The organism is Saccharopolyspora indica (genome assembly GCF_027853965.1).
Lineage (GTDB): Bacteria > Actinomycetota > Actinomycetes > Mycobacteriales > Pseudonocardiaceae > Saccharopolyspora > Saccharopolyspora indica.
In genome coordinates this window covers 95,777-115,438 of the sequence record NZ_JAQGLB010000010.1, presented here as the reverse complement: position 1 = coordinate 115,438, position 19,662 = coordinate 95,777, and the positions used below count along the sequence as shown (strand labels likewise).

General features: G+C 70.8%; 17 protein-coding genes. 8 read left to right on the top strand and 9 right to left on the bottom strand.

Going from position 1 to position 19,662, the window contains the following annotated elements:
• Positions 1–6: 6 nt before the first annotated feature.
• Both OU416_RS22225 and OU416_RS22220 read right to left on the bottom strand, forming a co-directional pair.
• Complete coding sequence (locus tag OU416_RS22225) at positions 7–1,431, bottom strand: glycoside hydrolase family 76 protein (RefSeq protein WP_270928940.1); 1,425 nt, start codon at positions 1,429–1,431, stop codon at positions 7–9.
• An 85-nt stretch (positions 1,432–1,516) separates the two neighbouring features.
• Positions 1,517–1,861: an ArsR/SmtB family transcription factor gene (locus OU416_RS22220; protein ID WP_270928939.1), complete on the bottom strand. Its 345-nt coding sequence runs from the start codon at positions 1,859–1,861 to the stop codon at positions 1,517–1,519.
• A gap of 107 nt (positions 1,862–1,968) precedes the next feature.
• On the opposite strand from OU416_RS22220, the gene OU416_RS22215 reads away from it, so the two are divergent.
• The gene (locus OU416_RS22215) at positions 1,969–3,858 is read left to right on the top strand and encodes a heavy metal translocating P-type ATPase (protein WP_270928938.1); all 1,890 of its coding nucleotides are present in this window, start codon (positions 1,969–1,971) and stop codon (positions 3,856–3,858) included.
• Positions 3,859–3,874: 16 nt separating this feature from the next.
• Positions 3,875–4,267, top strand: coding sequence for an MmcQ/YjbR family DNA-binding protein (locus tag OU416_RS22210; RefSeq protein ID WP_270928937.1), 393 nt, complete (start codon positions 3,875–3,877; stop codon positions 4,265–4,267).
• A 120-nt stretch (positions 4,268–4,387) separates the two neighbouring features.
• Here OU416_RS22210 and OU416_RS22205 read toward each other — a convergent pair whose 3' ends face one another.
• From OU416_RS22205 to OU416_RS22195, 3 genes are all read right to left on the bottom strand, one after another.
• Complete coding sequence (locus OU416_RS22205) at positions 4,388–4,801, bottom strand: universal stress protein (RefSeq protein WP_270928936.1); 414 nt, start codon at positions 4,799–4,801, stop codon at positions 4,388–4,390.
• Positions 4,802–4,963: 162 nt separating this feature from the next.
• Positions 4,964–7,474, bottom strand: coding sequence for a DEAD/DEAH box helicase (locus OU416_RS22200; RefSeq protein ID WP_270928935.1), 2,511 nt, complete (start codon positions 7,472–7,474; stop codon positions 4,964–4,966).
• A 61-nt stretch (positions 7,475–7,535) separates the two neighbouring features.
• Positions 7,536–8,669, bottom strand: a complete 1,134-nt coding sequence (locus OU416_RS22195; RefSeq protein WP_270928934.1) for a serine hydrolase domain-containing protein — start codon at positions 8,667–8,669, stop codon at positions 7,536–7,538.
• A 141-nt stretch (positions 8,670–8,810) separates the two neighbouring features.
• On the opposite strand from OU416_RS22195, the gene OU416_RS22190 reads away from it, so the two are divergent.
• Positions 8,811–9,464 (top strand): TetR/AcrR family transcriptional regulator, encoded by a 654-nt coding sequence (locus OU416_RS22190; RefSeq protein ID WP_270928933.1) that lies wholly within the window; start codon positions 8,811–8,813, stop codon positions 9,462–9,464.
• A 339-nt stretch (positions 9,465–9,803) separates the two neighbouring features.
• On the top strand, positions 9,804–10,001 hold the full coding sequence (locus tag OU416_RS22185) for a hypothetical protein (RefSeq protein ID WP_270928932.1): 198 nt from the start codon (positions 9,804–9,806) through the stop codon (positions 9,999–10,001).
• 36 nt (positions 10,002–10,037) lie between these two features.
• Here the strand turns inward: OU416_RS22185 and OU416_RS22180 are convergent, their stop codons facing one another.
• Together OU416_RS22180 and OU416_RS22175 are read right to left on the bottom strand one after the other, a co-directional pair.
• Positions 10,038–11,228 carry a peptidoglycan DD-metalloendopeptidase family protein gene (locus tag OU416_RS22180; RefSeq protein WP_270928931.1) on the bottom strand — a complete coding sequence of 397 codons (1,191 nt, stop codon included), beginning with the start codon at positions 11,226–11,228 and terminating at the stop codon, positions 10,038–10,040.
• A 439-nt stretch (positions 11,229–11,667) separates the two neighbouring features.
• Positions 11,668–12,105, bottom strand: coding sequence for a hypothetical protein (locus OU416_RS22175; RefSeq protein ID WP_270928930.1), 438 nt, complete (start codon positions 12,103–12,105; stop codon positions 11,668–11,670).
• Between the two features lie 140 nt (positions 12,106–12,245).
• On the opposite strand from OU416_RS22175, the gene OU416_RS22170 reads away from it, so the two are divergent.
• From OU416_RS22170 to meaB, 4 genes are all read left to right on the top strand, one after another.
• Positions 12,246–12,518, top strand: a complete 273-nt coding sequence (locus OU416_RS22170; RefSeq protein ID WP_270928929.1) for a hypothetical protein — start codon at positions 12,246–12,248, stop codon at positions 12,516–12,518.
• A gap of 142 nt (positions 12,519–12,660) precedes the next feature.
• A complete protein-coding gene (locus tag OU416_RS22165) occupies positions 12,661–14,511 on the top strand; it encodes a methylmalonyl-CoA mutase family protein (RefSeq protein WP_270928928.1) in 1,851 nt (616 codons plus the stop codon).
• Positions 14,508–16,712, top strand: coding sequence for a methylmalonyl-CoA mutase (scpA, locus tag OU416_RS22160; RefSeq protein ID WP_270928927.1), 2,205 nt, complete (start codon positions 14,508–14,510; stop codon positions 16,710–16,712). Before OU416_RS22165 ends, scpA begins: the two co-directional genes overlap by 4 nt.
• A gap of 2 nt (positions 16,713–16,714) precedes the next feature.
• Positions 16,715–17,704 (top strand): methylmalonyl Co-A mutase-associated GTPase MeaB, encoded by a 990-nt coding sequence (gene meaB / locus OU416_RS22155; protein WP_270928926.1) that lies wholly within the window; start codon positions 16,715–16,717, stop codon positions 17,702–17,704.
• Here the strand turns inward: meaB and OU416_RS22150 are convergent.
• The gene (locus tag OU416_RS22150) at positions 17,701–18,210 is read right to left on the bottom strand and encodes a hypothetical protein (protein WP_270928925.1); all 510 of its coding nucleotides are present in this window, start codon (positions 18,208–18,210) and stop codon (positions 17,701–17,703) included. The two genes, meaB and OU416_RS22150, sit on opposite strands and share 4 nt — an antisense overlap.
• Positions 18,207–19,658 carry a pentapeptide repeat-containing protein gene (locus OU416_RS22145; RefSeq protein ID WP_270928924.1) on the bottom strand — a complete coding sequence of 484 codons (1,452 nt, stop codon included), beginning with the start codon at positions 19,656–19,658 and terminating at the stop codon, positions 18,207–18,209. Before OU416_RS22145 ends, OU416_RS22150 begins: the two co-directional genes overlap by 4 nt.
• Positions 19,659–19,662 lie beyond the last annotated feature (4 nt).

Sequence of the window (19,662 nt, the reverse complement as noted above, 5' to 3'; positions counted from 1 at the left end):
GAGCGGTTAGTAGGCCATGTTGAACAGGTCGAGGGCGCTGTGCTGGCGGCCGGTGGAGATCCGGTCGGCCGGGGCGTTCCACTGGACGCCGTACATGTCCAGCGGGCTGCGGTTCGCGTAGGCGGAATCCGCTTGGCGCTTCAGGTAGTCGCTGTACGGGTGGTCCGGCAGTGCGTCGTTGAGGGCGCCTAGGCCTCGGACGTAGGCGCCTTTGAAGGACGGGCCGTCGGGGTCGCAGTTGTTCGGCTCGCAGGGTTCGGTGAGGACGCCGTCCTTGTGCAGGCTTTCCGCCGTCGTCGAGGCGTCGGCGAGTTCGCGGGCGGCTTCGAGCAGGCCTTCGTCGCCGGTCGCGCGGTGCAGTTCTGCCAGGCCTCCCAGGAGGATTCCCTGGTTGTAGGTCCAGGTCGGCTGGCCGTTGTTCTGGCAGCCGTCCAGGCCGTCGTTGACCAGGTTGTCCGCGTTGATCATGCCGCTGTCGCGGAACCAGTCCCACTCGCGCTGGGCTCGCGCCAGGTGCTCGGTGTCGCCCGGGATCCGGTTGTGCAGCGCCGCGTTGAGGTGGAGGAACAGCTCGTTGGTGACCGCGTTCTTGTAACCGTTGTCGGTCTTCCACGTGACCCCGCCGCCGCACTCCGACGTCCAGTGCGCGTTCATGTGGTCGGCATCGATCTTCGCCGTCTCCAGGTAGCGGTTGTCGCCGGTGAGGTCGTAGGCCGCCACCCAGGCCAGGCCCCACCAGCCGGTGTCGTCGAGGAACTCGTTGGTGAAGTTGCCGCCGTGGCCGTCCAGATTGCGGTCGTAGGTCTCCGCGATCGCGTACTCGTAGCTGCGCATGCCCGTCGCCCGGATGTTGTCGATGACCGCGGTGAGCGCGTTCGCGCTGGTCCACCAGCCGTTGCTCTCGAACAGGCCGGTGTCGCGGTCGAAGAGCATCATCAGCGCGGTCGCGGCGGCCTTGCCCGGGCTCGACGCGTTCCAGTCCGAGCGCGCCCACTGCGTGCAGGCGATCTCCGGCCGGTCGGCCGCCCGTCCGCAGGCGCGCAATGCGCCGATGCCGCGGTTGTTCCAGTCGTCGACGTTGTACATCTGGCTGCGCCAGCCGGGATAGCCCTCCGGCGCCTCGGTGAGGCCGAGCTTGCTCCACGTCTTCCCGCCGTCGAAGGAGCGGTCCAGCCAGATCTCGTCACCGGCACCGGCGCCGTCGATCGTGGCCCACCCCATCGCGTTCCCGTCGTCCACGTGCAGCGCGATGGTCCGGCCGTGCAGCGTCGTGCTCACCGGCGTGCGGTCCCCGACCGCCTTCGACGGATCGAGCGCGTCGCACTCCTTGTTGCACACCTCGGCATCCGCGCGGGCGACCGAAGCCGTTGTCGCGAACGGGAATGCGGCGAGCACTGCTGCGGCCACGATCACGAAGGTCCTGCGGCCCATGAATCCTCCCTGCGCGCCTCGAAGAAAGCCGCACACAACACGGGCGCAGGGCACCGGCCGGTTCATCGCTCGGCCGGACGAGTGATCAGTCGCGGATGCCCAGGCGCAGGTGCTCGATGTGGTAGACGGCTTCGTCGAGGAGCTGGGCGACGTGGTTGTCGTAGAGGGAGTACACGACGCTTCGGCCGGAACGGTTGCCGACCACCAGGCCGAGGGAGCGCAGCAGGCGCAGCTGGTGGGACACCGCCGACTGCTCCATGCCCACCGCTTCCGCCAGCTCGCCGACCGACAGCTCTCGCTGGCGCAGTTCGCTGAGGATCAGCAGGCGGGACGGGGTGGCCAGAGCTTGGAGCGTCTCCGCGACGGAGGCCGCCGAGGCGGCGTCCAGTCGCGCCGTCGGCGTTTCCTCGCGCTTGACCCCGTGACCCATGCCAGGCAGTCTAGCGACCGCAGGACATATGAATGACTGATCAGACGTTCATGTATTGTCCTCGTCCGGCAGCAAGCCCGCTGCCCCCGACGCCGGAAGGGCGCGCGATGACCGCAGTCACCGACCGAACACCGATCCGGACCGAACCGGCACCGTCCCGCCGCGGTCTGCTCGCGCTGCCCGAAGCGCGGTGGGCCACCGCGTCGCTGGTCGCGTTCCTGCTCGGCCTCGCCGTGCAGCTGCTCGGCGGGCCGACCTGGCTGTTCTGGGCTCTCTACCTGGTCTGCTACGCCACCGGCGGCTGGGAGCCCGCCTACGCCGGGCTCCAGGCGCTGCGCGAGAAGACGCTGGACGTGGACCTGCTGATGATCGTCGCCGCCCTGGGCGCCGCCGCGATCGGGCAGATCACCGACGGCGCGCTGCTGATCGTCATCTTCGCCACCTCGGGCGCGCTGGAAGCCTTCGCCACCGCGCGCACCGAGGACTCCGTCCGCAGCCTGCTCGACCTCGCCCCGGAGACCGCGGTCCGCCTCCGCGACGGCGTCGAGGAGGCCGTGCCCACCGCTGAGCTCCAGGTCGGCGACGTGATCGTGGTGCGCCCCGGTGAGCGGATCGGTGCGGACGGCGAGGTGATCGACGGTTCCAGCGACGTCGATCAGGCGACCATCACCGGCGAACCGCTGCCCGCGGCCAAGCAGCCCGGCGACGAGGTGTTCGCCGGCACTCTCAACGGCACCGGTGCGCTGCGCGTGCGCGTCACCCGCGACGCCTCGGAGTCGGTCATCGCGCGGATCGTCGCGCTGGTCGCCGAGGCCAGCGAGACCAAGGCGCCGACGCAGCTGTTCATCGAGAAGGTCGAGCAGCGCTACTCCGTCGGCGTCGTGCTGGCCACCCTCGCGGTGTTCGGGATTCCCCTGCTGCTCGGCGATGACCTGGAAAGCGCTCTGCTGCGGGCCATGACGTTCATGATCGTCGCCTCGCCGTGCGCGGTCGTGCTCGCCACCATGCCGCCGCTGCTGTCCGCGATCGCCAACGCCGGGCGGCACGGCGTGCTGGTCAAGTCCGCGGTGGTGATGGAGCGCCTGGGCCAGACCGAGCGGGTGGCGCTGGACAAGACCGGCACCCTCACCGAGGGCGCACCGCGCGTGGCGAGCGTCGAGCCCGCCGCGGGTCACGCCGCCGATGAGGTGCTGGCCCTGGCCGCTGGAGCGGAGCACCTCAGCGAACATCCGCTGGCCCGCGCCATCCTCGCCGCCGCTCGCGAGAAGAACCTGACGATCCCGGCCGCCGCGGACTTCCGGTCGACCCCGGGTCACGGCGTGTCGGCGACGGTCGACGGGCGCGAGGTCGCCGTGACCAGCCCGCGGGGAACCGGAGCCGCCGAGCTGGACACCGCTCACACGTCGGTGGTCGTCACCGTGGACGGCGAGGTGGCGGGCGTGATCGGCATCGCCGACCGCCTGCGTCCCGACGCCGCTGCGTCGGTGTCTGCCCTGCGGGAGCTGACCAGCGCCGAACCGGTGCTGCTGACCGGCGACAACGAGCGCACCGCCGCCAAGGTCGCCGCCGAGGTGGGCATCTCCGACGTGCGCGCGGGACTGCTGCCCGCGGACAAGGTCACCGCGGTCCGGGAATCCGCGCAGCCGACGATGGTGATCGGCGACGGCGTCAACGACGCACCGGCGCTCGCCGCCGCGCACTGCGGGGTCGCGATGGGCCGCGCGGGCTCGGACCTGGCGCTGCAGACCGCGGACGTGGTGGTCGTCCGCGACGAGCTGGCCGCGGTTCCCAAGGTCGTCGGCCTGTCCCGCCGCGCCCGGCGGCTGGTCCAGCAGAACCTGGTCATCGCGGGCACGTTCATCACCGTGCTCGTGGTCTGGGACCTGGTCGGCCACCTCCCGCTCCCGCTGGGCGTGGCCGGGCACGAGGGCTCCACGATCATCGTCGGGCTCAACGGCCTGCGCCTGCTCGGCGAACGTGCCTGGCGTCGCAGCTGACCGCTACCGTGGCGCCATGGGAAATTCGTGGGACGAAGACGAACGCCGCAGCGTGCGCGACCGGCTCGTGGAGCTGATCTCGGTGTTCCCCGGCGTGCAGGTGGACGATTCGCACGGCCACACCGGATTCCTGCTGCGCGGCAAGAGATTCGCCTGGCTGCTCGTCGACCACCACGGCGACGGGCGGCTGGCGCTGGCCGTCAAGGCCCCGCGCGGTGAGCAGGAGAGCCTCGTCGCCCAGGACGGCGCCCGCTACTTCGTGCCCGCCTACCTGGGCCCGCACGGCTGGGTCGGCGCGAACCTGGACGAGGCGTCCGACCCGGACTGGGCCGAGATCGCCGGGCTCCTGGAACAGGCCTGGCGGATGAGCGCGACCAAGCGCGCGATAGCCGAGTACGACCGCTCCTGAAGCACCACCGCGCTGCTGGCCGTCACCCGGAGCTGCGTCAATTTCGTACGAAATTGACGTTCACCCGGGTGACGGTCAATTTCGTACGAAATTGACGCCGGGCCCCAGGACGGCGGAGCGTCAGCGGACCACGACGACCGGGCAGGCCGCGTGGTGGACCAGCTTCAGGGCCACCGAGCCGACCATCATGCCGGTGAAGGCACCGTGGCCCTTGTTGCCCACCACCAGCAGGTCCGCCTGCTTGGACAGGGCGACCATCTCGTCGACCACGTGGCCGCGGACGAGGCGCGAGCGCACGTCCACCGACGGGAACTCGGCCTTGATCCCGTCCACCACCGCGTCCAGGGACTTGCGGGCGCGCTGCTCCAGCTCGGTGTCCGAGGTCGGCAGGCGGTAGCCGAACTGCACCGGCTGGTGCCAGATCATCGCGGCGTGCACGATGCCGCCGACTTCGCGGACCTGGTTGGCGGCCCAGCGCAGCGCCCGGACCGACTCGTCCGATCCGTCCACACCGACAAGGACGGTCTGCGGCATCGCGGGCTCCTCCCGACGGGATCAGTCGATCTCGCCCGGATGGTAGGCCAGCGAACCCGCCGACGCCACCGCCGCCGGGGTCCGAATGCCCGTGAGCGTTTCGGGGTGCTCTGGCACCCCGAAGCGCTCACGGGTGGCCACCTGCCGCAACGGGCCGGCTGTTCAGAGCTGGTTGACGTCGGTGATGCGCAGGACCGCCGTGCCGGCTTCGTCGGAGGCTGCGAGGTCGACCTCCGCGCTGATGCCCCAGTCGTGGTCCTCGGCCGGGTCGGCGAAGACCTGCCGGAGGATCCAGCGGTCCGCTTCCTCGGTGATCATCAGCAGCGCCGGGCCGCGCGCGTCCGGGCCCGCGCCGATCTCGTCGTGCTGCTCGTAGTACTCCTCCAGCGCGTCCGCCCACGCGTCGGCGTCCCAGCCGCTGTCGCCGTCGAGCTCGCCGAGCTCGTCGTAGCGGCGGCGCGCCGCGAGCTCCACGCGGCGGAACAGCGCGTTGCGCACCTGCACGCGGAAGGCGCGCTTGTTCGCGGTGATCCGCTCCGGGCCTTCGTCGACCGCCACGACGGCCGTCGGCTCGGCGCCCGGGTGGCGCAGCTTCTCCCACTCGTCGAGCAGGCTGGAGTCGACCTGGCGCACCAGTTCGCCCAGCCACTCGATGATGTCGGTGAGCTCCTCGGTCTTGGCGTCGTCGGGCACCGTGTGCCGCAGCGTCTTGTAGGCGTCGGCGAGGTAGCGCAGCACCAGGCCTTCGGAGCGGGCCAGCCCGTAGTGGTTGACGTACTCCACGAAGTTCATCGCGCGCTCGAACATGTCGCGGACCACCGACTTCGGCGACAGCTCGTGCTCGCCGACCCACGGGTGGCCCTTGCGGTAGGTCTCGTAGGCGGCGTCGAGCAGTTCGGCCAGCGGCTTGGGATGGGTGATCTCCTCCAGGAGCTCCATCCGCTCGTCGTACTCGATGCCCTCGGCCTTCATCTGCGACACGGCCTCGCCGCGGGCCTTGAACTGCTGCTGCGACAGCACCTGCCGCGGATCGTCCAAGATGGACTCGATGACCGACAGCACGTCCAGCGGGTAGCTGGGCGAATCGGTGTCGAGCAGTTCGATGGCGGCCAGCGCGAACGGCGAGAGCGGCTGGTTGAGCGCGAAGTCGAACTGCAGGTCCATGGTCACCCGCACCCGGCGGCCCTGCTCGTCGGGCTCGTCGAGCTGCTCGACCACGTCGGCGGCCAGCAGCGCGCGGTAGATCGCGATGGCCCGCAGGATGTGGCGGCGCTGCGTCGGCCGGTCCTCGTGGTTGTCCTCCAGCAGGTGCCGCATCGCGGAGAACGCGTCGCCCGGCCGGTTGATGACGTTGAGCAGCATCGCGTGGTTGACGGTGAAGCTGGAGCGCAGCGGTTCCGGCTCCGCCGTTTCGAGCTTCTCGAAGGTCTTCTCGCTCCAGGACACGAAGCCCTCGGGCGCCTTCTTGCGGACCAGCTTGCGCTTCTTCTTCGGGTCGTCGCCCGCCTTGGCCAGCGCCCGCTCGTTCTCGATCTCGTGCTCCGGCGCCTGCACCACCACGTACCCGGCGGTGTCGTAGCCCGCGCGCCCGGCGCGCCCGGCGATCTGGTGGAACTCGCGCGCCTTCAGGTGCCGGGTGCGCACCCCGTCGTACTTGGTCAGGCCGGTGATCAGCACGGTGCGGATCGGCACGTTGATGCCCACGCCCAGCGTGTCGGTGCCGCAGATGACCTTCAGCAGCCCGGCCTGCGCCAGCTGCTCGACCAGCCGCCGGTACTTCGGCAGCATCCCGGCGTGGTGCACGCCGATGCCGTGCCGCACCAGCCGGGACAGCGTCTTGCCGAACCCGGCGGTGAACCGGAAGTCGCCGATCGCCTCGGCGATCTCGTCGCGCTGCTCGCGGGAGGCGACCTTGACGCTCATCAGCGCCTGCGCCTGCTCCAGCGCCGAGGCCTGGTTGAAGTAGACGACGTAGACCGGGGCCTGCTGCCCGGCGAGCAGCTCCTCGATGGTCTCGTGCAGCGGCGTCTTGGCGTAGCGGAAGGTCAGCGGGATCGGCCGCTCGGCGCCCGCGACCACCGCGGTCTCCCGGCCGGTGCGCCGGGTGAGGTCCTGCTGGAAGAAGGTGACGTCGCCGAGGGTGGCCGACATCAGCACGAACTGGGTGCGCGGCAGCTCCAGCAGCGGCACCTGCCAGGCCCAGCCGCGGTCCGGCTCGGAGTAGAAGTGGAACTCGTCCATCACGACCTGGTCGACGTCGGCGAGCTCGCCGTCGCGCAGCGCGATGTTGGCCAGGATCTCGGCGGTGCAGCAGATGATCGGCGCGTCGGCGTTGACGCTGCTGTCGCCGGTCATCATGCCGACGTTCTCCGCGCCGAAGACGTCGACCAGCGAGAAGAACTTCTCCGACACCAGCGCCTTGATGGGCGCGGTGTAGAAGCTGCGCTTGCCCGCCGCCAGCGCGGTGAAGTGCGCGCCGGTGGCCACCAGGCTCTTCCCGGAGCCGGTCGGGGTGCTCAGGATGAGGTTCGCCCCGGTCACCACCTCCATCAGCGCCTCTTCCTGCGCCGGGTAGAGCTCGATGCCCTGATCGGTGGTCCAGGTGACGAACGCTTCGAGCAGTTCGTCGGGGGCGGGCGTGCCGGACGCGGGGAGGTGGTCGGTGAGCTTCATCGTCCCACCATCGTCCCTGCACAACCCCAGCCGAATCGACCCGGGGTGGCCGAAACCACCTCTACCGCGATCCGGGGCCGCCGTGCATCGCCGCCTGGTGGAGCGCCTCGAGCGCGTCGTCGATGGGGTGGGGCTGCGGCCTGCCCGCGGCGTCGAGCCGGTTCCACCGCTGGATGTTCACCGCGACCGACATCTGCCGCGTCCCGTCGGCGCGGGCCATGCTGAGCGCGCCGGCGCCCCACGCCGAGCCGCCGTGCCCCCAGAACGTCTCCCGACCTGCGGATTTCGTGGGGTGCAGGCCCAGGCCGTAGTCGATCACCTCGCCCTCCTGGGAGATGACCCGGGCGGTGCGGCGCATCTGCTCCAGCATCGGCAGGCCGACGATCTCACCGGCGAACAGCAGCCCGTAGAAGCGGTTGAGGTCCGCGACGGTCGAGATCAGCGAGGCCGCGGGCCCCACCCACGACATGTCGAAGACGCTGTAGTCGCGCGGCGGGTCGATCATGCCGAACCACGATTCGTAGAGCCGGGAGTGCGGCCCGGACACGTGCGGGTCGTCGGGGAGCTCGGTGTCCTGCAGGCCCGCGCGTTCGATGACGTTGCGGGTGATGCACTCCTCGGCCTTGGCACCGGTGACCTGTTCCAGGAGCTCGCAGAGGAGCAGGTAGTTGGTGTTGGAGTACAGGCCGGGAGTGCCGCCCGGTGCGCCGAAGGCAGGCGCGGCCAGGCCCAGCTCGATCAGCTCGACGCGGTCGAACCGCGTGAAGCGGTGATCGTCCAGGCTGTGCGGCCGGGTGTCCTGCAGTGCCGGGAACGCTTCGAGCGACGGGTAGGCGTGCGGGAGGTATTCGGCGAGGCCGCTGGTGTGGTTGAGCAGCATCCGGACCGTGATCGCCGCGCCGCGCTCGCCCGGGACCAGCTTCGACAAGTAGCGGCCTATCGGTGCGTCGAGCTCGACCTGCCCGTTCTCCACCTGCTGCAGCACCGCGGCGGCGGTGAAGGTCTTGGTGATGCTGCCGACGCGGTGGCGCATGTCGGCGGTGACGGGACGGCCGGTGTCGAGATCGGCGACCCCGGCGGCGCCGCGCCAGATCTGGTCGCCGTCGCGGACCTCGGCGAACACGCCCGGCACGCCAGCGCGGTGAACGTTCTCGATCGCAGCGTCGAGCTCGGCGGTGTCCAGCGACTTCGTCATGAGGTGTGCCCTTCCACGAGTGAGTCCGCGCCGGGTTCGAGTGCTCCGGCGAGCGCATGTCCTCATTATGCACGCGGTGCGTGCATCGCCAAGTGCATTCGCGAGTGCATCGGTTATGGTGGATCGGACGAGAGGGGCGAGATGACTGGTCGCAGGCGCTGGACGACCGAGGAGATCCTGGACACGGCGGCGGAGCTGCTCCGCACGAGCGACGCCGAGTCGTTCAGCGTGCGCAAGCTCGCCTCGGCGCTCGGCACGGACTCGTCCAGCCTCTACCGGCACTTCCGCAGCAAGACCGAGCTGCTGCGCGCGGTCGTAGACCGCATCCTCTTCGAGGCCATGGACGGCTACCTGCCCAAGGGCGACTGGAAGCAGCGCATCACGAACTTGGCCCTGCGCTTGCGGGACACCTTCGGCCAGCAGCCCCAGCTGGCCGCGATCTGGGGTCGCTACGCCTCCGGCGGCACCGGCTCCCGGCTGGTCATCGAAGAGGCGCTGCGAGCACTGCGCGCATCAGGCCTGCCCGACGAGGAGATCCCGTCGCGCTACCACCGGCTCGCGGTCCTGCTCGTCGCGCTGATCGCCGCCGAGGCCGGGGTCAGCACCCGCACGCCCGAAGAGCGCGAGCAGGGGCTGGAGCTGTTCCGCGTCGCGGTGCTCGGCGCCGATCCGGAATCCTTCCCCGCGCTGGCCTACTACGGCCGCGACCTCCGGCCCGTCGGAGCCGACCGCGGCGGAGCGTTCGAGGAGATCCTCGCCGACCACCTCGCCCAGATCGAGGCGGCGATCCCCTGAGGCTCCGCGATTCCCGTTGAAACCGTGATCCGTCGGACCTGCCGACGGATGCGGACAACTCGCTCCGCCGCGAGGAGAACTCGTGCGATTTCCATTGAAGTCAGACGTCTGATTTCAATGGAAATCGCACGGCATCCCGACGCACCACCGGCGCGTCCGAGACCGGATGCTTCGGCGGGAGCAAGTTTCCGGGTCGGCGGGGCCGGGAACAACCCGAGGTTCGGGCTCGGCCGGGCCAGCGGAAACGGGTCGGGCCACCGGTTCGCGCGCTGGTGTTGCGGGGCCGGGATCGGGGACGATTGGACGCGGACGGGGAAGACTGTGCGGGAGGAGGGCGCCATGCCGAGCCAGAACGTGCGTTTCATCGGCGGGCCGCTGGACGGACGGATGCAGGACCTCCGGGATTCGGAAGCGGTCGCGGGACGGCTGCTGCGGCACATCCACCTGCACGACGGCCCCAAGATCGAGACCCACTACGAGCTCCGCTACTCCGCCGAAGCGGGCTGGGTCTACCAGCACTGCCACCCGGGGTCGTGAGCGCGGGTACCGGCTGCCGCGCTCACGACCGCCGGTTCAGCAGGCAGGCGCGATCGGGTCGTCGGAACCGGTGTAGAGGAATCCGTCGCTGATCCAGCCGCCGACGTCGCGCTGGTTCCACAGGTCGGTGCGGCCCCAGACGCCGTCCACGGCGTCACCGCGCGCGGTGCACTTGATCCGGACGACGGTGCCGTCGGGCAGCTCGTCGACGATCGGCGCGGTCAGGCTCGGCTCGCCGCGCACGTTCACCGAGGCGTTCTGCCCGGCGTCGACCACCCCGGTGGGAGTGCTGGTGCCCTGGCCGTGGTTGGTGATCTGACCGCCGGTGCCGACCTGGGTGCCGTTGCGCTCGGCGTAGCCGCCGTAGGCCTGGGCACCTTCGCGGAAGGTCCAGCCGCCGATGGTCTGGCCGTCGACCTTGGTGTGGGAGTCACCGCGCAGCAAGGAGAAGTGCACGTGCGGACCGGTGGTGCTGCCGCCGCAGGGCAGGCCGACGTCGATGCGGCCGAGGTAGTCGCCGTAGGCCACTGGCTGGCCGTCGCCGAGGTCGGTCAGGCCGGTCATGTGGTAGTAGGTCGTGCTGAAGCCGTTCTCGTGCACGACGCGGACGAGGCCGCTGCCGTTGCGCAGGCAGCTCTTGTAGACGCGGCCGGCACCCGCGGACAGCACCTGCCCGTTGCCGCCGTTGAAGTCCAGCGAGCTGAACGGACGGCTCTGCCCGCTGTCGCCGTGCGGCCCGCCGCCCATCCACCAGGCGACGCCCTCGGCCCACGGCAGCCCGAGGCCGGTGTCGGCCACCGCGACGCGGCTGTTCTCGTAGTTGCGCGCGAACAGCTGCTTCTCGCCGTCGCTGACCACGTCGGCGGGCGCCCGCTCGACGGCCTCGACGAACTCGGCCGTGCCGTCCAGCTCGACCTGCCAGCCCTGCGCTTGGCGGTGCGCCACGAAGATCGCCGTGTGCGGGCCCGCGTGCTCCTTGTCCGGCGCGGGGATGGTGGTCGTGCCGAAGGCCCAGCCCTGGTCGTTCGAGCGGGTCGGCTCCACCAGCGGCTCGGCCAGCACCGGCGTGCCGAAGTCCGCGCTGGCGGCCGCGCCGCGCTCGGCCAGCATCGCCTCCCGCACGGCCGAGTCGAGGTCCGCCTGGCCCGCTCCGCTGGCCGGTGCCACGAGTATCGCGGTCACCACCGCCGCGCCCGCGGCCACGCCGAGCGCACGTTTGAGCAACATGCCGCCTCCTGGAGGAATCGGGGATCGCCGAACTGCGGCGGCAACAGGGCTTTTCGGCGCGAGCACCGGAATCGGGGCGCCCTGGTCCGCGATCGGCTCCACCACAAGGAACCGCTACCGCGCATTGCCGTCAAGATCACCGAGCCCGGCGCGCTCCGGGGGCTTTCACCGGGAAGATCCCGAATCGGCGGTTCCTCCGCAGGTGAGCGGATCGACACCCGCCGCACCTGACCGACCGCGCGGCCCAGATGTGTGAAAACCTCGTTGTTCCACAGAGTTCACCACCTGAATGCACCCCGATCGTTTGAAGCCAAGCGGCATGGGCACGCGCGCCCCGCCCAGGCGATCGCTCCACCCCACCCAAAAGCCCCCTGACCACCACCGTCACCCGAGGAGCGGTCAATTTCGTACGAAATTGACGCCTCACCGGGCGAGGCGGTCAGGTGGTGAAGGCCCAGACGTGGAGGACCGGGCGCGCCGGGGCGGAGCGATCGACCAGGAGCTCGCGGAAGACCCTGTTCGGCCGTCCCGGCCCCGGCGGGAGTTCATCGGAGGCCGAGGCGAAGTCGGTGCCGATCGGCGCTTGCGGCAGCGGCTCGTAGGTGACCTTCCGTCCCGGCTGCAACGACGCGCGGAACTGCGAATCGGCCAGCAACCGCTCCACCGCTCCGGCGTCGACGGCCACCGCGACCTTGTAGAAGGAGTCGATGCCGCCGCTCGCGTCGACGCCGAGCACCTCCCCGCCCGGCGGGACTACGACCCCGCTGAACGCGAGGGCCTCCCCCACCGTCGGTGGGGCGTTGCGGGACCGGCTGTCAGCGCAGCCGCCGCTCACGACCACACCGACGAGGAACATGATCAGCAATACAACGCGCATCGGCCGATCACACCACGTCATCGGCCCGAGTCAATGCAACACCCACGACGACCTGCCAAACCCCAATGTGAACACGATTCGTAATCTCTGACGCCACCCTGAGTGATCACTGTGGCTTTTCGTCGCCGTACGCTTCGCAAATGAGCTCCGAGCCACTCGTTTCCGGCGACGATGCGGTCGAGATCGACGTGTCAACCGCTCACGCGCACCTGCCCGACTACGTCGAGCTCGCGCAAGACGGCCGATTCATCTACCTGACGCACTGCGGTCGGCGGGTTGCCGCGATGGTCGCCCCTGAGATCGCCGAACACTGGGAAGCAGCGGAGGACGCGTACTGGGCGCGTCGAGCCACCGAGGCCGAGAAGTCCGGCACGGTTCCCTGGGAAGATGTGGCCGCCGCGCTGGAGCGGTGATCGCGCAATTGTCGGGTTCCGCCAAAATCGGGAGCCCGGCAGGGTGGGTGTCCACAAGCGGGTCGACCGTCCGGGGACTTGCGATGCGCGTCACAGTGCTGATCAGGTTCGATTTCCGGACACCGGCCTACCATCTGTTCCCATGGTGGCGCACTCGAAGTCGAGCGGCGTCGGGCCGGGACTGCCCTTGGCTGCCGAGTTCCCGGAACCGACCCACGAGCAGTGGCAAGCCCAGGTGCAGAAGGTCCTGCAGCGGTCGGGTCTGGTGGACGAGCATCCGGCCGGGCCGGTCGAGGACGTGCTGGCCACCACCACCTACGACGGCATCACCGTGCACCCGCTCTACACCGGCACCGCGGGTGAGCCGGGAGTGCCGGGGCTGACGCCGTTCGTGCGGGGCACCCGCCCGCAGGGCAGCGTGGCCGAGGGCTGGGACGTGCGGCAACGGCACGAGCACCCCGATGCGGCCGAGGCCAACCGCGAGATCTTGGCGGACCTCTACAACGGCGTGTCCTCGCTGTGGCTGCGGCTGGGCCGCGGCGGCCTGGCCGTCGACGCGCTCGCCGACGCGCTCGAAGGCGTCCACCTGGACATGATCGGCGTGACGCTGGACGCCGGGGCCGACTTCGCCGCCGCCGCGGACGCCTTCCTCGCGCTGGCCGAGGAGCAGGGCGTGCGCGGCAGCGCGCTGCGCGGCAACCTCGGCGCCGATCCGCTGGGCTGGCAGGCCCGGACCGGCCGGCCCGGTGACCGGGCGGCCGCAGTCGCGCTCGCCGAGCGCTGCACGGCGTTCCCGGAGCTGAAAGCGCTGGTCGCGGACGGTCTGCCCTACCACGAGGCGGGTGGTTCGGACGCTCAGGAGCTCGGCTGCTCGCTGGCCGCCGCGACCACCTACCTGCGGTGGCTCACCGACGCCGGACTGGACGTCGACACCGCCGCCGGGCTGCTGGAGTTCCGCTACGCCGCCACCGCCGACCAGTTCCTCACCATCGCCAAGCTGCGCGCCGCGCGGCGCCTGTGGGAGCAGGTGACCCGCACCTCCGGCGTCTCGGAGCAGGCGCGCGGCCAGGTGCAGCACGCGGTGACCTCCGCGGCGATGCTCACCCGCCGCGATCCGTGGGTGAACATGCTGCGAACCACGATCGCGTCGTTCGCCGCAGGCGTGGGCGGCGCGCAGGCGGTGACCACGCTGCCGTTCGACGCCGCGGTCGGGCTGCCGGACGCCTTCGCCCGCCGCATCGCGCGCAACACGCAGTCGCTGCTGCTGGAGGAGTCGCACCTGGCGCAGGTGATCGACCCGGCCGGTGGCTCCTACTACGTCGAATCGCTGACCGACGAGCTGGCGAAGGCGGCCTGGGCCTGGTTCCAGCGGATCGAAGCCGCCGGTGGCCTGCCCGCCGCGCTGGAGTCCGGCCTGATCGCCGACGAGCTGGCCGCCACCTGGGAGCGGCGGCGCACCGCGATCGCGCACCGCGAGGACCCGATCACCGGCGTCAGCGAGTTCCCGAACCTCGACGAGCCGCCGCTGGAACGCGAGCCCGCTCCCGAGCGGCCCACCGGCGGCCTTCCCGCGCACCGCTACGCCGAGGACTTCGAGCGGCTGCGCGAGGCCGCCGACGCCCAGCCGCAGCGGCCGACGGTGTTCCTCGCGACGCTCGGCCCGCTGGCCGCCCACAACGCCCGCGCCTCCTTCGCGCGGAACCTCTTCGCCGCGGGCGGTGTCGAGTGCACCGACGCAGGCGCCACCGAGTCCACAGAGGACGTCGTCGCCGCCTACTCCGGTGCTCCGGTGGTGTGCTTGTGCTCCAGCGACAAGGTTTACGCCGAGCGCGCGGCGGAAACGGCTGAGGCGCTGAAGCGGGCCGGGGCGCAGCGCGTGCTGCTGGCGGGCAAGCCCGGCGACCTGGCCGGGGTGGACGGGTTCGTCTTCACCGGGTGCGATGCGCTGGCCGTCCTCACCGACGTCCACGACCAGTTGGGAGTCCGACGATGACGCAGATCCCGAACTTCGCCGACGTCCCGCTGGACAGCCCGCCGCCCGCCGGTCTCCCCCGCTGGCAGGAGGAGGTGCTCGCCGCCACCGGCAAGGAGTCCGACGCGCTGGTGTGGGAGGCGCCGGAGGGCATCGGCGTCAAGCCGCTGTACACCTCGGCCGACACCGAGGGCCTGGATTTCCTGCACACCTACCCCGGGCTGGCGCCGTTCCTGCGCGGCCCGTACCCGACGATGTACGTCAACCAGCCGTGGACGGTCCGGCAGTACGCCGGGTTCTCCACCGCCGAGGAGTCCAACGCCTTCTACCGCCGCAACCTCGCCGCCGGGCAGAAGGGCCTGTCGGTGGCCTTCGACCTGGCCACCCACCGGGGCTACGACTCCGACCACCCACGGGTGTCCGGCGACGTGGGCATGGCCGGGGTGGCCATCGACTCGATCCTGGACATGCGCCAGCTCTTCGACGGCATCCCGCTGGACAAGATGAGCGTGTCGATGACCATGAACGGCGCGGTGCTGCCGGTGATGGCGCTCTACATCGTCGCCGCCGAGGAGCAGGGCGTCGCGCCGGAGAAGCTGGCCGGGACCATCCAGAACGACATCCTCAAGGAGTTCATGGTCCGCAACACCTACATCTACCCGCCGCAGCCGTCGATGCGGATCATCTCCGACATCTTCGCCTACACCTCGCAGCGGATGCCGAAGTTCAACTCCATCTCGATCTCCGGCTACCACATCCAGGAGGCCGGGGCGACCGCCGACCTGGAGCTGGCCTACACGCTGGCCGACGGCGTGGAGTACCTGCGCGCCGGGCGGCAGGCCGGGCTGGACACCGACGCCTTCGCGCCCCGGCTGTCGTTCTTCTGGGGCATCGGGATGAACTTCGCGATGGAGGTCGCCAAGCTGCGCGCGGCCCGCCTGCTGTGGGCGAAGCTGGTCAAGCAGTTCGCGCCGCAGAACCCGAAATCGCTGTCGCTGCGCACCCATTCGCAGACCTCCGGCTGGTCGCTGACCGCCCAGGACGTCTACAACAACGTCGTGCGCACCTGCGTCGAGGCGATGGCCGCCACCCAGGGCCACACCCAGTCGCTGCACACCAACGCGCTCGACGAGGCGCTGGCGCTGCCCACCGACTTCTCCGCGCGCATCGCCCGCAACACGCAGCTGGTGCTGCAGCAGGAATCCGGCACCACGCGGGTGATCGACCCGTGGGGCGGCAGCTACTACCTGGAGCGGCTCACCCAGGACCTCGCCGAGCGCGCCTGGGCGCACATCACCGAGGTCGAGGACGCCGGCGGCATGGCCCAGGCCATCGACGCGGGCATCCCGAAGCTGCGCATCGAGGAGGCCGCCGCCCGCACCCAGGCCCGCATCGACTCCGGCCGCCAGCCGCTGATCGGCGTCAACAAGTACCGCTACGACGGCGACGAGCAGATCGACGTGCTCAAGGTCGACAACGCCGGGGTCCGCGCCCAGCAGCTGGAGAAGCTGCGGCGACTGCGGGAAGAGCGCGACAGCCAGGCCTGCGAGGACTCGCTGCGGCGCCTCACCGCCGCGGCCGAGGCGTCGATGTCCGACGACCGGCCGAACGACCTCGCGCACAACCTGCTCGCGCTGGCCGTGGACGCGGCGCGGGCGAAGGCCACCGTCGGCGAGATCTCCGATGCGCTGGAGAAGGTCTTCGGCCGCCACTCCGGGCAGATCCGTACGATCACCGGCGTGTACCGGGACGAATCGGGGCCGTCGGAGCAGCTGGAGACCGCGCGCGAACGGGTCGAGGACTTCGCCGAGGCCGAAGGCCGCCGTCCGCGCATCCTGGTCGCCAAGATGGGCCAGGACGGCCACGACCGCGGCCAGAAGGTGATCGCCACCGCCTTCGCCGACCTCGGCTTCGACGTGGACGTGGGCCCGCTGTTCCAGACCCCGGCGGAGGTGGCCCGCCAGGCCGCCGAGTCCGACGTGCACGTCGTCGGCGTCTCCAGCCTCGCCGCCGGGCACCTGACGCTGGTGCCCGCGCTGCGCGACGAGCTGGCCGCGATCGACCGGGAGGACATCATGATCGTCGTCGGCGGCGTCATCCCGCCCGCCGACTTCGACGCGCTGCGCCAGGCCGGGGCATCGGCGATCTTCCCGCCGGGCACCGTCATCGCCGACGCGGCGCTGGGCCTGCTCGACGAACTCCGCACCCGGCTCGGCCACTGATCATGCCGCGCAGCATCGACGTCCAGGACTACGCCAAGGGCGTGCTCGCCGGTTCCCGCACCAAGCTGGCGCGGGCGATCACGCTGGTGGAGTCCACCCGCGCCGATCACCGCGCGCAGGCCCAGGAACTGCTGGTCGAGCTGCTGCCGCACAGCGGCGGCGCGCACCGCGTCGGGATCACCGGCGTGCCCGGGGTGGGCAAGTCGACGTTCATCGAGGCGCTGGGCTCGATGCTGACCGCCGCCGGGCACCGGGTCGCGGTGCTGGCCGTCGACCCGTCGTCCACCCGCAGCGGCGGCAGCATCCTCGGCGACAAGACGCGGATGGGCAGGCTGGCCAGCGACCCTGCGGCGTTCGTGCGGCCGTCGCCGTCGGCGGGCACGCTCGGCGGCGTCGCGCGCGCGACGCGCGAGACCATCGTGCTGATGGAGGCGGCCGGTTTCGACGTGGTGCTGGTGGAAACGGTCGGCGTCGGCCAGTCCGAGGTGACCGTGGCGGGCATGGTCGACTGCTTCCTGCTGCTGTCCCTGGCGCGCACCGGCGACCAGCTGCAGGGCATCAAGAAGGGCGTCCTGGAGCTGGCCGACATCATCGCGGTCAACAAGGCCGACGGCGATCACGCGGCCGAAGCCCGCAAGGCGGCCCGCGAGCTCCGCGGCGCCCTGCGCCTGCTCACCCCGATCAGCGCGAGCTGGACACCGCCGGTGCTGACCTGCAGCGGCTTGCAGAGCCTGGGCCTGGACTCGGTGTGGGAGCAGGTGGAGCAGCACCGGGCGGTGCTGACCGAAACCGGCGAGTTCGCGGCGAAGCGCAGCCGCCAGCAGGTCGAGTGGACCTGGGCGCTGGTGCGCGACCAGCTGCTGTCGGAGCTCACCCACCACCCGGGCGTGCGGGAGATCCTCGGCGAGGTGGAATCCCAGGTGCGGGCGGGAGAACTGACCGCTGGCCTGGCCGCGGAACGCCTGCTGGAGGCCTTCCGGAGCGGTTCCTAGCGCTCCGCCAGGTGCTCGCGCAGGTCTGCGTGCTTCTCGCGCACCTGGGGATGCGAGTGCTGCTCGGCGACCTGGAGGAAGGGCTCGGCATCGTCGGCGTCGACGTGACCGCCGAACAGGAGCTGGTCGAGGACGCCGATGCCCCAGAGCTGGACACCCGGATCGGCGTCGGCGAGGAACTCGCCGACCAGCGGCAGATCATCGGCCGTGGCGACGACGCGGAACAGCTCGACGGCGCAGCGGCGGCGTTCGGGATCGGGGTCGGTCCGGTAGATCTCCAGGCAGCGGGACCGGGCGGCGTCGGGCTGCAGGAGCCGCAACACCGAACGCGCGTGCTCGGCGGCCGGGAGGCCCTCGACGTACCAGTCCACGGACCGGCGAATCGCCTCATCGCCCAGCAGGAAGGCGATCGCCCGCCGGGCGGTGCGGTCGCCGCTCCGGTTCGGGTCAGTGCCGATGCCCTCGGCCAGCGCCTGCCAGTCGATCGGTTCGTCGCGGCTCGTCACACGTCCATGATCTCAGCCGAGTCGTGTGCAGGGCGAACCGATTCGGACTCGGTCTGACAGTCTCGTCCGCCCACCTCCGAAGCCGACCGCACGGTCCCGGTCGGTTCGAACCGATGCCAACGACGCTGCTGCTCATCGGCCACTTCACCCTCGACGACGGTCAGCCGCCATCCCGGTAGCCTCCGCAGCCAGTCCGGGGCGGCCGCCGAGTCGGGCGCGAGGAGCCGGGCGTCGGAGAAATCCGGCTCTCCCAGTCGGATGTGGTCGAACCACACCGAGTCGTGGAACTCCGCCTCCCGGAACGAGACCACGGCCTGGAACCGCGTCTCACCGAACGAGGCGGAGTGCCGGAACTGCGCTCCGCCGAAGGACGCCTCCTCGCGGAACTCAGCCGCACCGAACGCAGCCGCGGCGCGGAAATCCGCTTGCCGGAACGAAACCGCGCCCCGGCACGCCACCTTCCGGAAGGAAACCGGACCGCTGAACGTGGCCTCGGCGAAGGAGACCGGATCGTGGAACTCGGACTCGTCGAAGAGGACCATGCCGTCGAACTCCGCCGCGCGGAAGGAGGCGGGGCCTCGGAACGCCACCTCGTCGAATCCGACCACGTCGTGGAACTGCGCTCCACCGAACGAAGCCCAGTCGCTGAACAGCGCCGCGCCGAACGAGGCCTCCCCGCTGAACACCGCCAGCGAGAAGGAAGCCTTGTCGTGGAAGGTCGTCCCGTCGAACAAGGCGTGGCGAACGCGGCAGCCCGTCATGTCCCACGCGGTGAGCGTGGCACCGGTGAGGTCGAGGTCCCCGTCCGCCCAGAACTTCTCGTCGTCCTCGGGCCGGAGGTGAGCGGTGAGCAGCCGTTGCGCGGTGAGCCGCACCTGGTCCTCCTGACTTTGCCCGTCCTGCTGATCCGGACCGATCGCCTCGGGCGAGGTGCCGGGCATCCGCAAGTAGGCGCACAGGAGGTCCACGACCGTCTGGCGGTGGCCGGGGTTGTCCTGGCCGAGTCGTTCGAGAGCGTGGAGCGCGGCCAGGCGCACCGGGGCCTTGTCCGAGCCCAGCTGTTCCGCTGCGGAGGAGTAGAGATCGGTGATCCGCCGTTCCGCGGCGTCGTGGCGGGCATCGGCGGCGGCGCGCTCCTTCTGGGCGAGGTCCCGCTCGTTCTGGGCCAGCTGCAGTTCGGTGGAGCGCTGCCGTCGTGCGGCGAGCAGCAGCGCAGCCGCGCCACCGGTCCCGACCACGATGCCACCGGCCAGCTTGATGATCTCCAGCTGGACCTTGTCCTGCGGGCTCCCGCCGCCGTACAGCGCCATCAGCGCCCACATCGAGACCGCCGCCACCACCAGCAGCACCAGCGCCCCGATCCAGATCGACCGGGCAGGCATCACGGAAACGCGTCCGACCTCGCCCCGGCGCCGCTTCCACCACGAACCGATCATGCCGACGAGCATGCCA

What these genes read in the sequence shown, in the direction of transcription:
- OU416_RS22200 (WP_270928935.1), bottom strand. Translation starts at nt 7,474, where the DNA reads ATGAAGCTCACCGACCACCTCCCCGCGTCCGGCACGCCCGCCCCCGAC.
- OU416_RS22165 (WP_270928928.1), top strand. Translation starts at nt 12,661, where the DNA reads ATGGTGGCGCACTCGAAGTCGAGCGGCGTCGGGCCGGGACTGCCCTTG.
- OU416_RS22195 (WP_270928934.1), bottom strand. Translation starts at nt 8,669, where the DNA reads ATGACGAAGTCGCTGGACACCGCCGAGCTCGACGCTGCGATCGAGAAC.
- OU416_RS22225 (WP_270928940.1), bottom strand. Translation starts at nt 1,431, where the DNA reads ATGGGCCGCAGGACCTTCGTGATCGTGGCCGCAGCAGTGCTCGCCGCA.
- OU416_RS22180 (WP_270928931.1), bottom strand. Translation starts at nt 11,228, where the DNA reads ATGTTGCTCAAACGTGCGCTCGGCGTGGCCGCGGGCGCGGCGGTGGTG.
- OU416_RS22185 (WP_270928932.1), top strand. Translation starts at nt 9,804, where the DNA reads ATGCCGAGCCAGAACGTGCGTTTCATCGGCGGGCCGCTGGACGGACGG.
- OU416_RS22190 (WP_270928933.1), top strand. Translation starts at nt 8,811, where the DNA reads ATGACTGGTCGCAGGCGCTGGACGACCGAGGAGATCCTGGACACGGCG.
- OU416_RS22205 (WP_270928936.1), bottom strand. Translation starts at nt 4,801, where the DNA reads ATGCCGCAGACCGTCCTTGTCGGTGTGGACGGATCGGACGAGTCGGTC.
- OU416_RS22145 (WP_270928924.1), bottom strand. Translation starts at nt 19,658, where the DNA reads ATGCTCGTCGGCATGATCGGTTCGTGGTGGAAGCGGCGCCGGGGCGAG.
- OU416_RS22210 (WP_270928937.1), top strand. Translation starts at nt 3,875, where the DNA reads ATGGGAAATTCGTGGGACGAAGACGAACGCCGCAGCGTGCGCGACCGG.
- OU416_RS22175 (WP_270928930.1), bottom strand. Translation starts at nt 12,105, where the DNA reads ATGCGCGTTGTATTGCTGATCATGTTCCTCGTCGGTGTGGTCGTGAGC.
- OU416_RS22215 (WP_270928938.1), top strand. Translation starts at nt 1,969, where the DNA reads ATGACCGCAGTCACCGACCGAACACCGATCCGGACCGAACCGGCACCG.
- OU416_RS22220 (WP_270928939.1), bottom strand. Translation starts at nt 1,861, where the DNA reads ATGGGTCACGGGGTCAAGCGCGAGGAAACGCCGACGGCGCGACTGGAC.
- scpA (WP_270928927.1), top strand. Translation starts at nt 14,508, where the DNA reads ATGACGCAGATCCCGAACTTCGCCGACGTCCCGCTGGACAGCCCGCCG.
- OU416_RS22170 (WP_270928929.1), top strand. Translation starts at nt 12,246, where the DNA reads ATGAGCTCCGAGCCACTCGTTTCCGGCGACGATGCGGTCGAGATCGAC.
- meaB (WP_270928926.1), top strand. Translation starts at nt 16,715, where the DNA reads ATGCCGCGCAGCATCGACGTCCAGGACTACGCCAAGGGCGTGCTCGCC.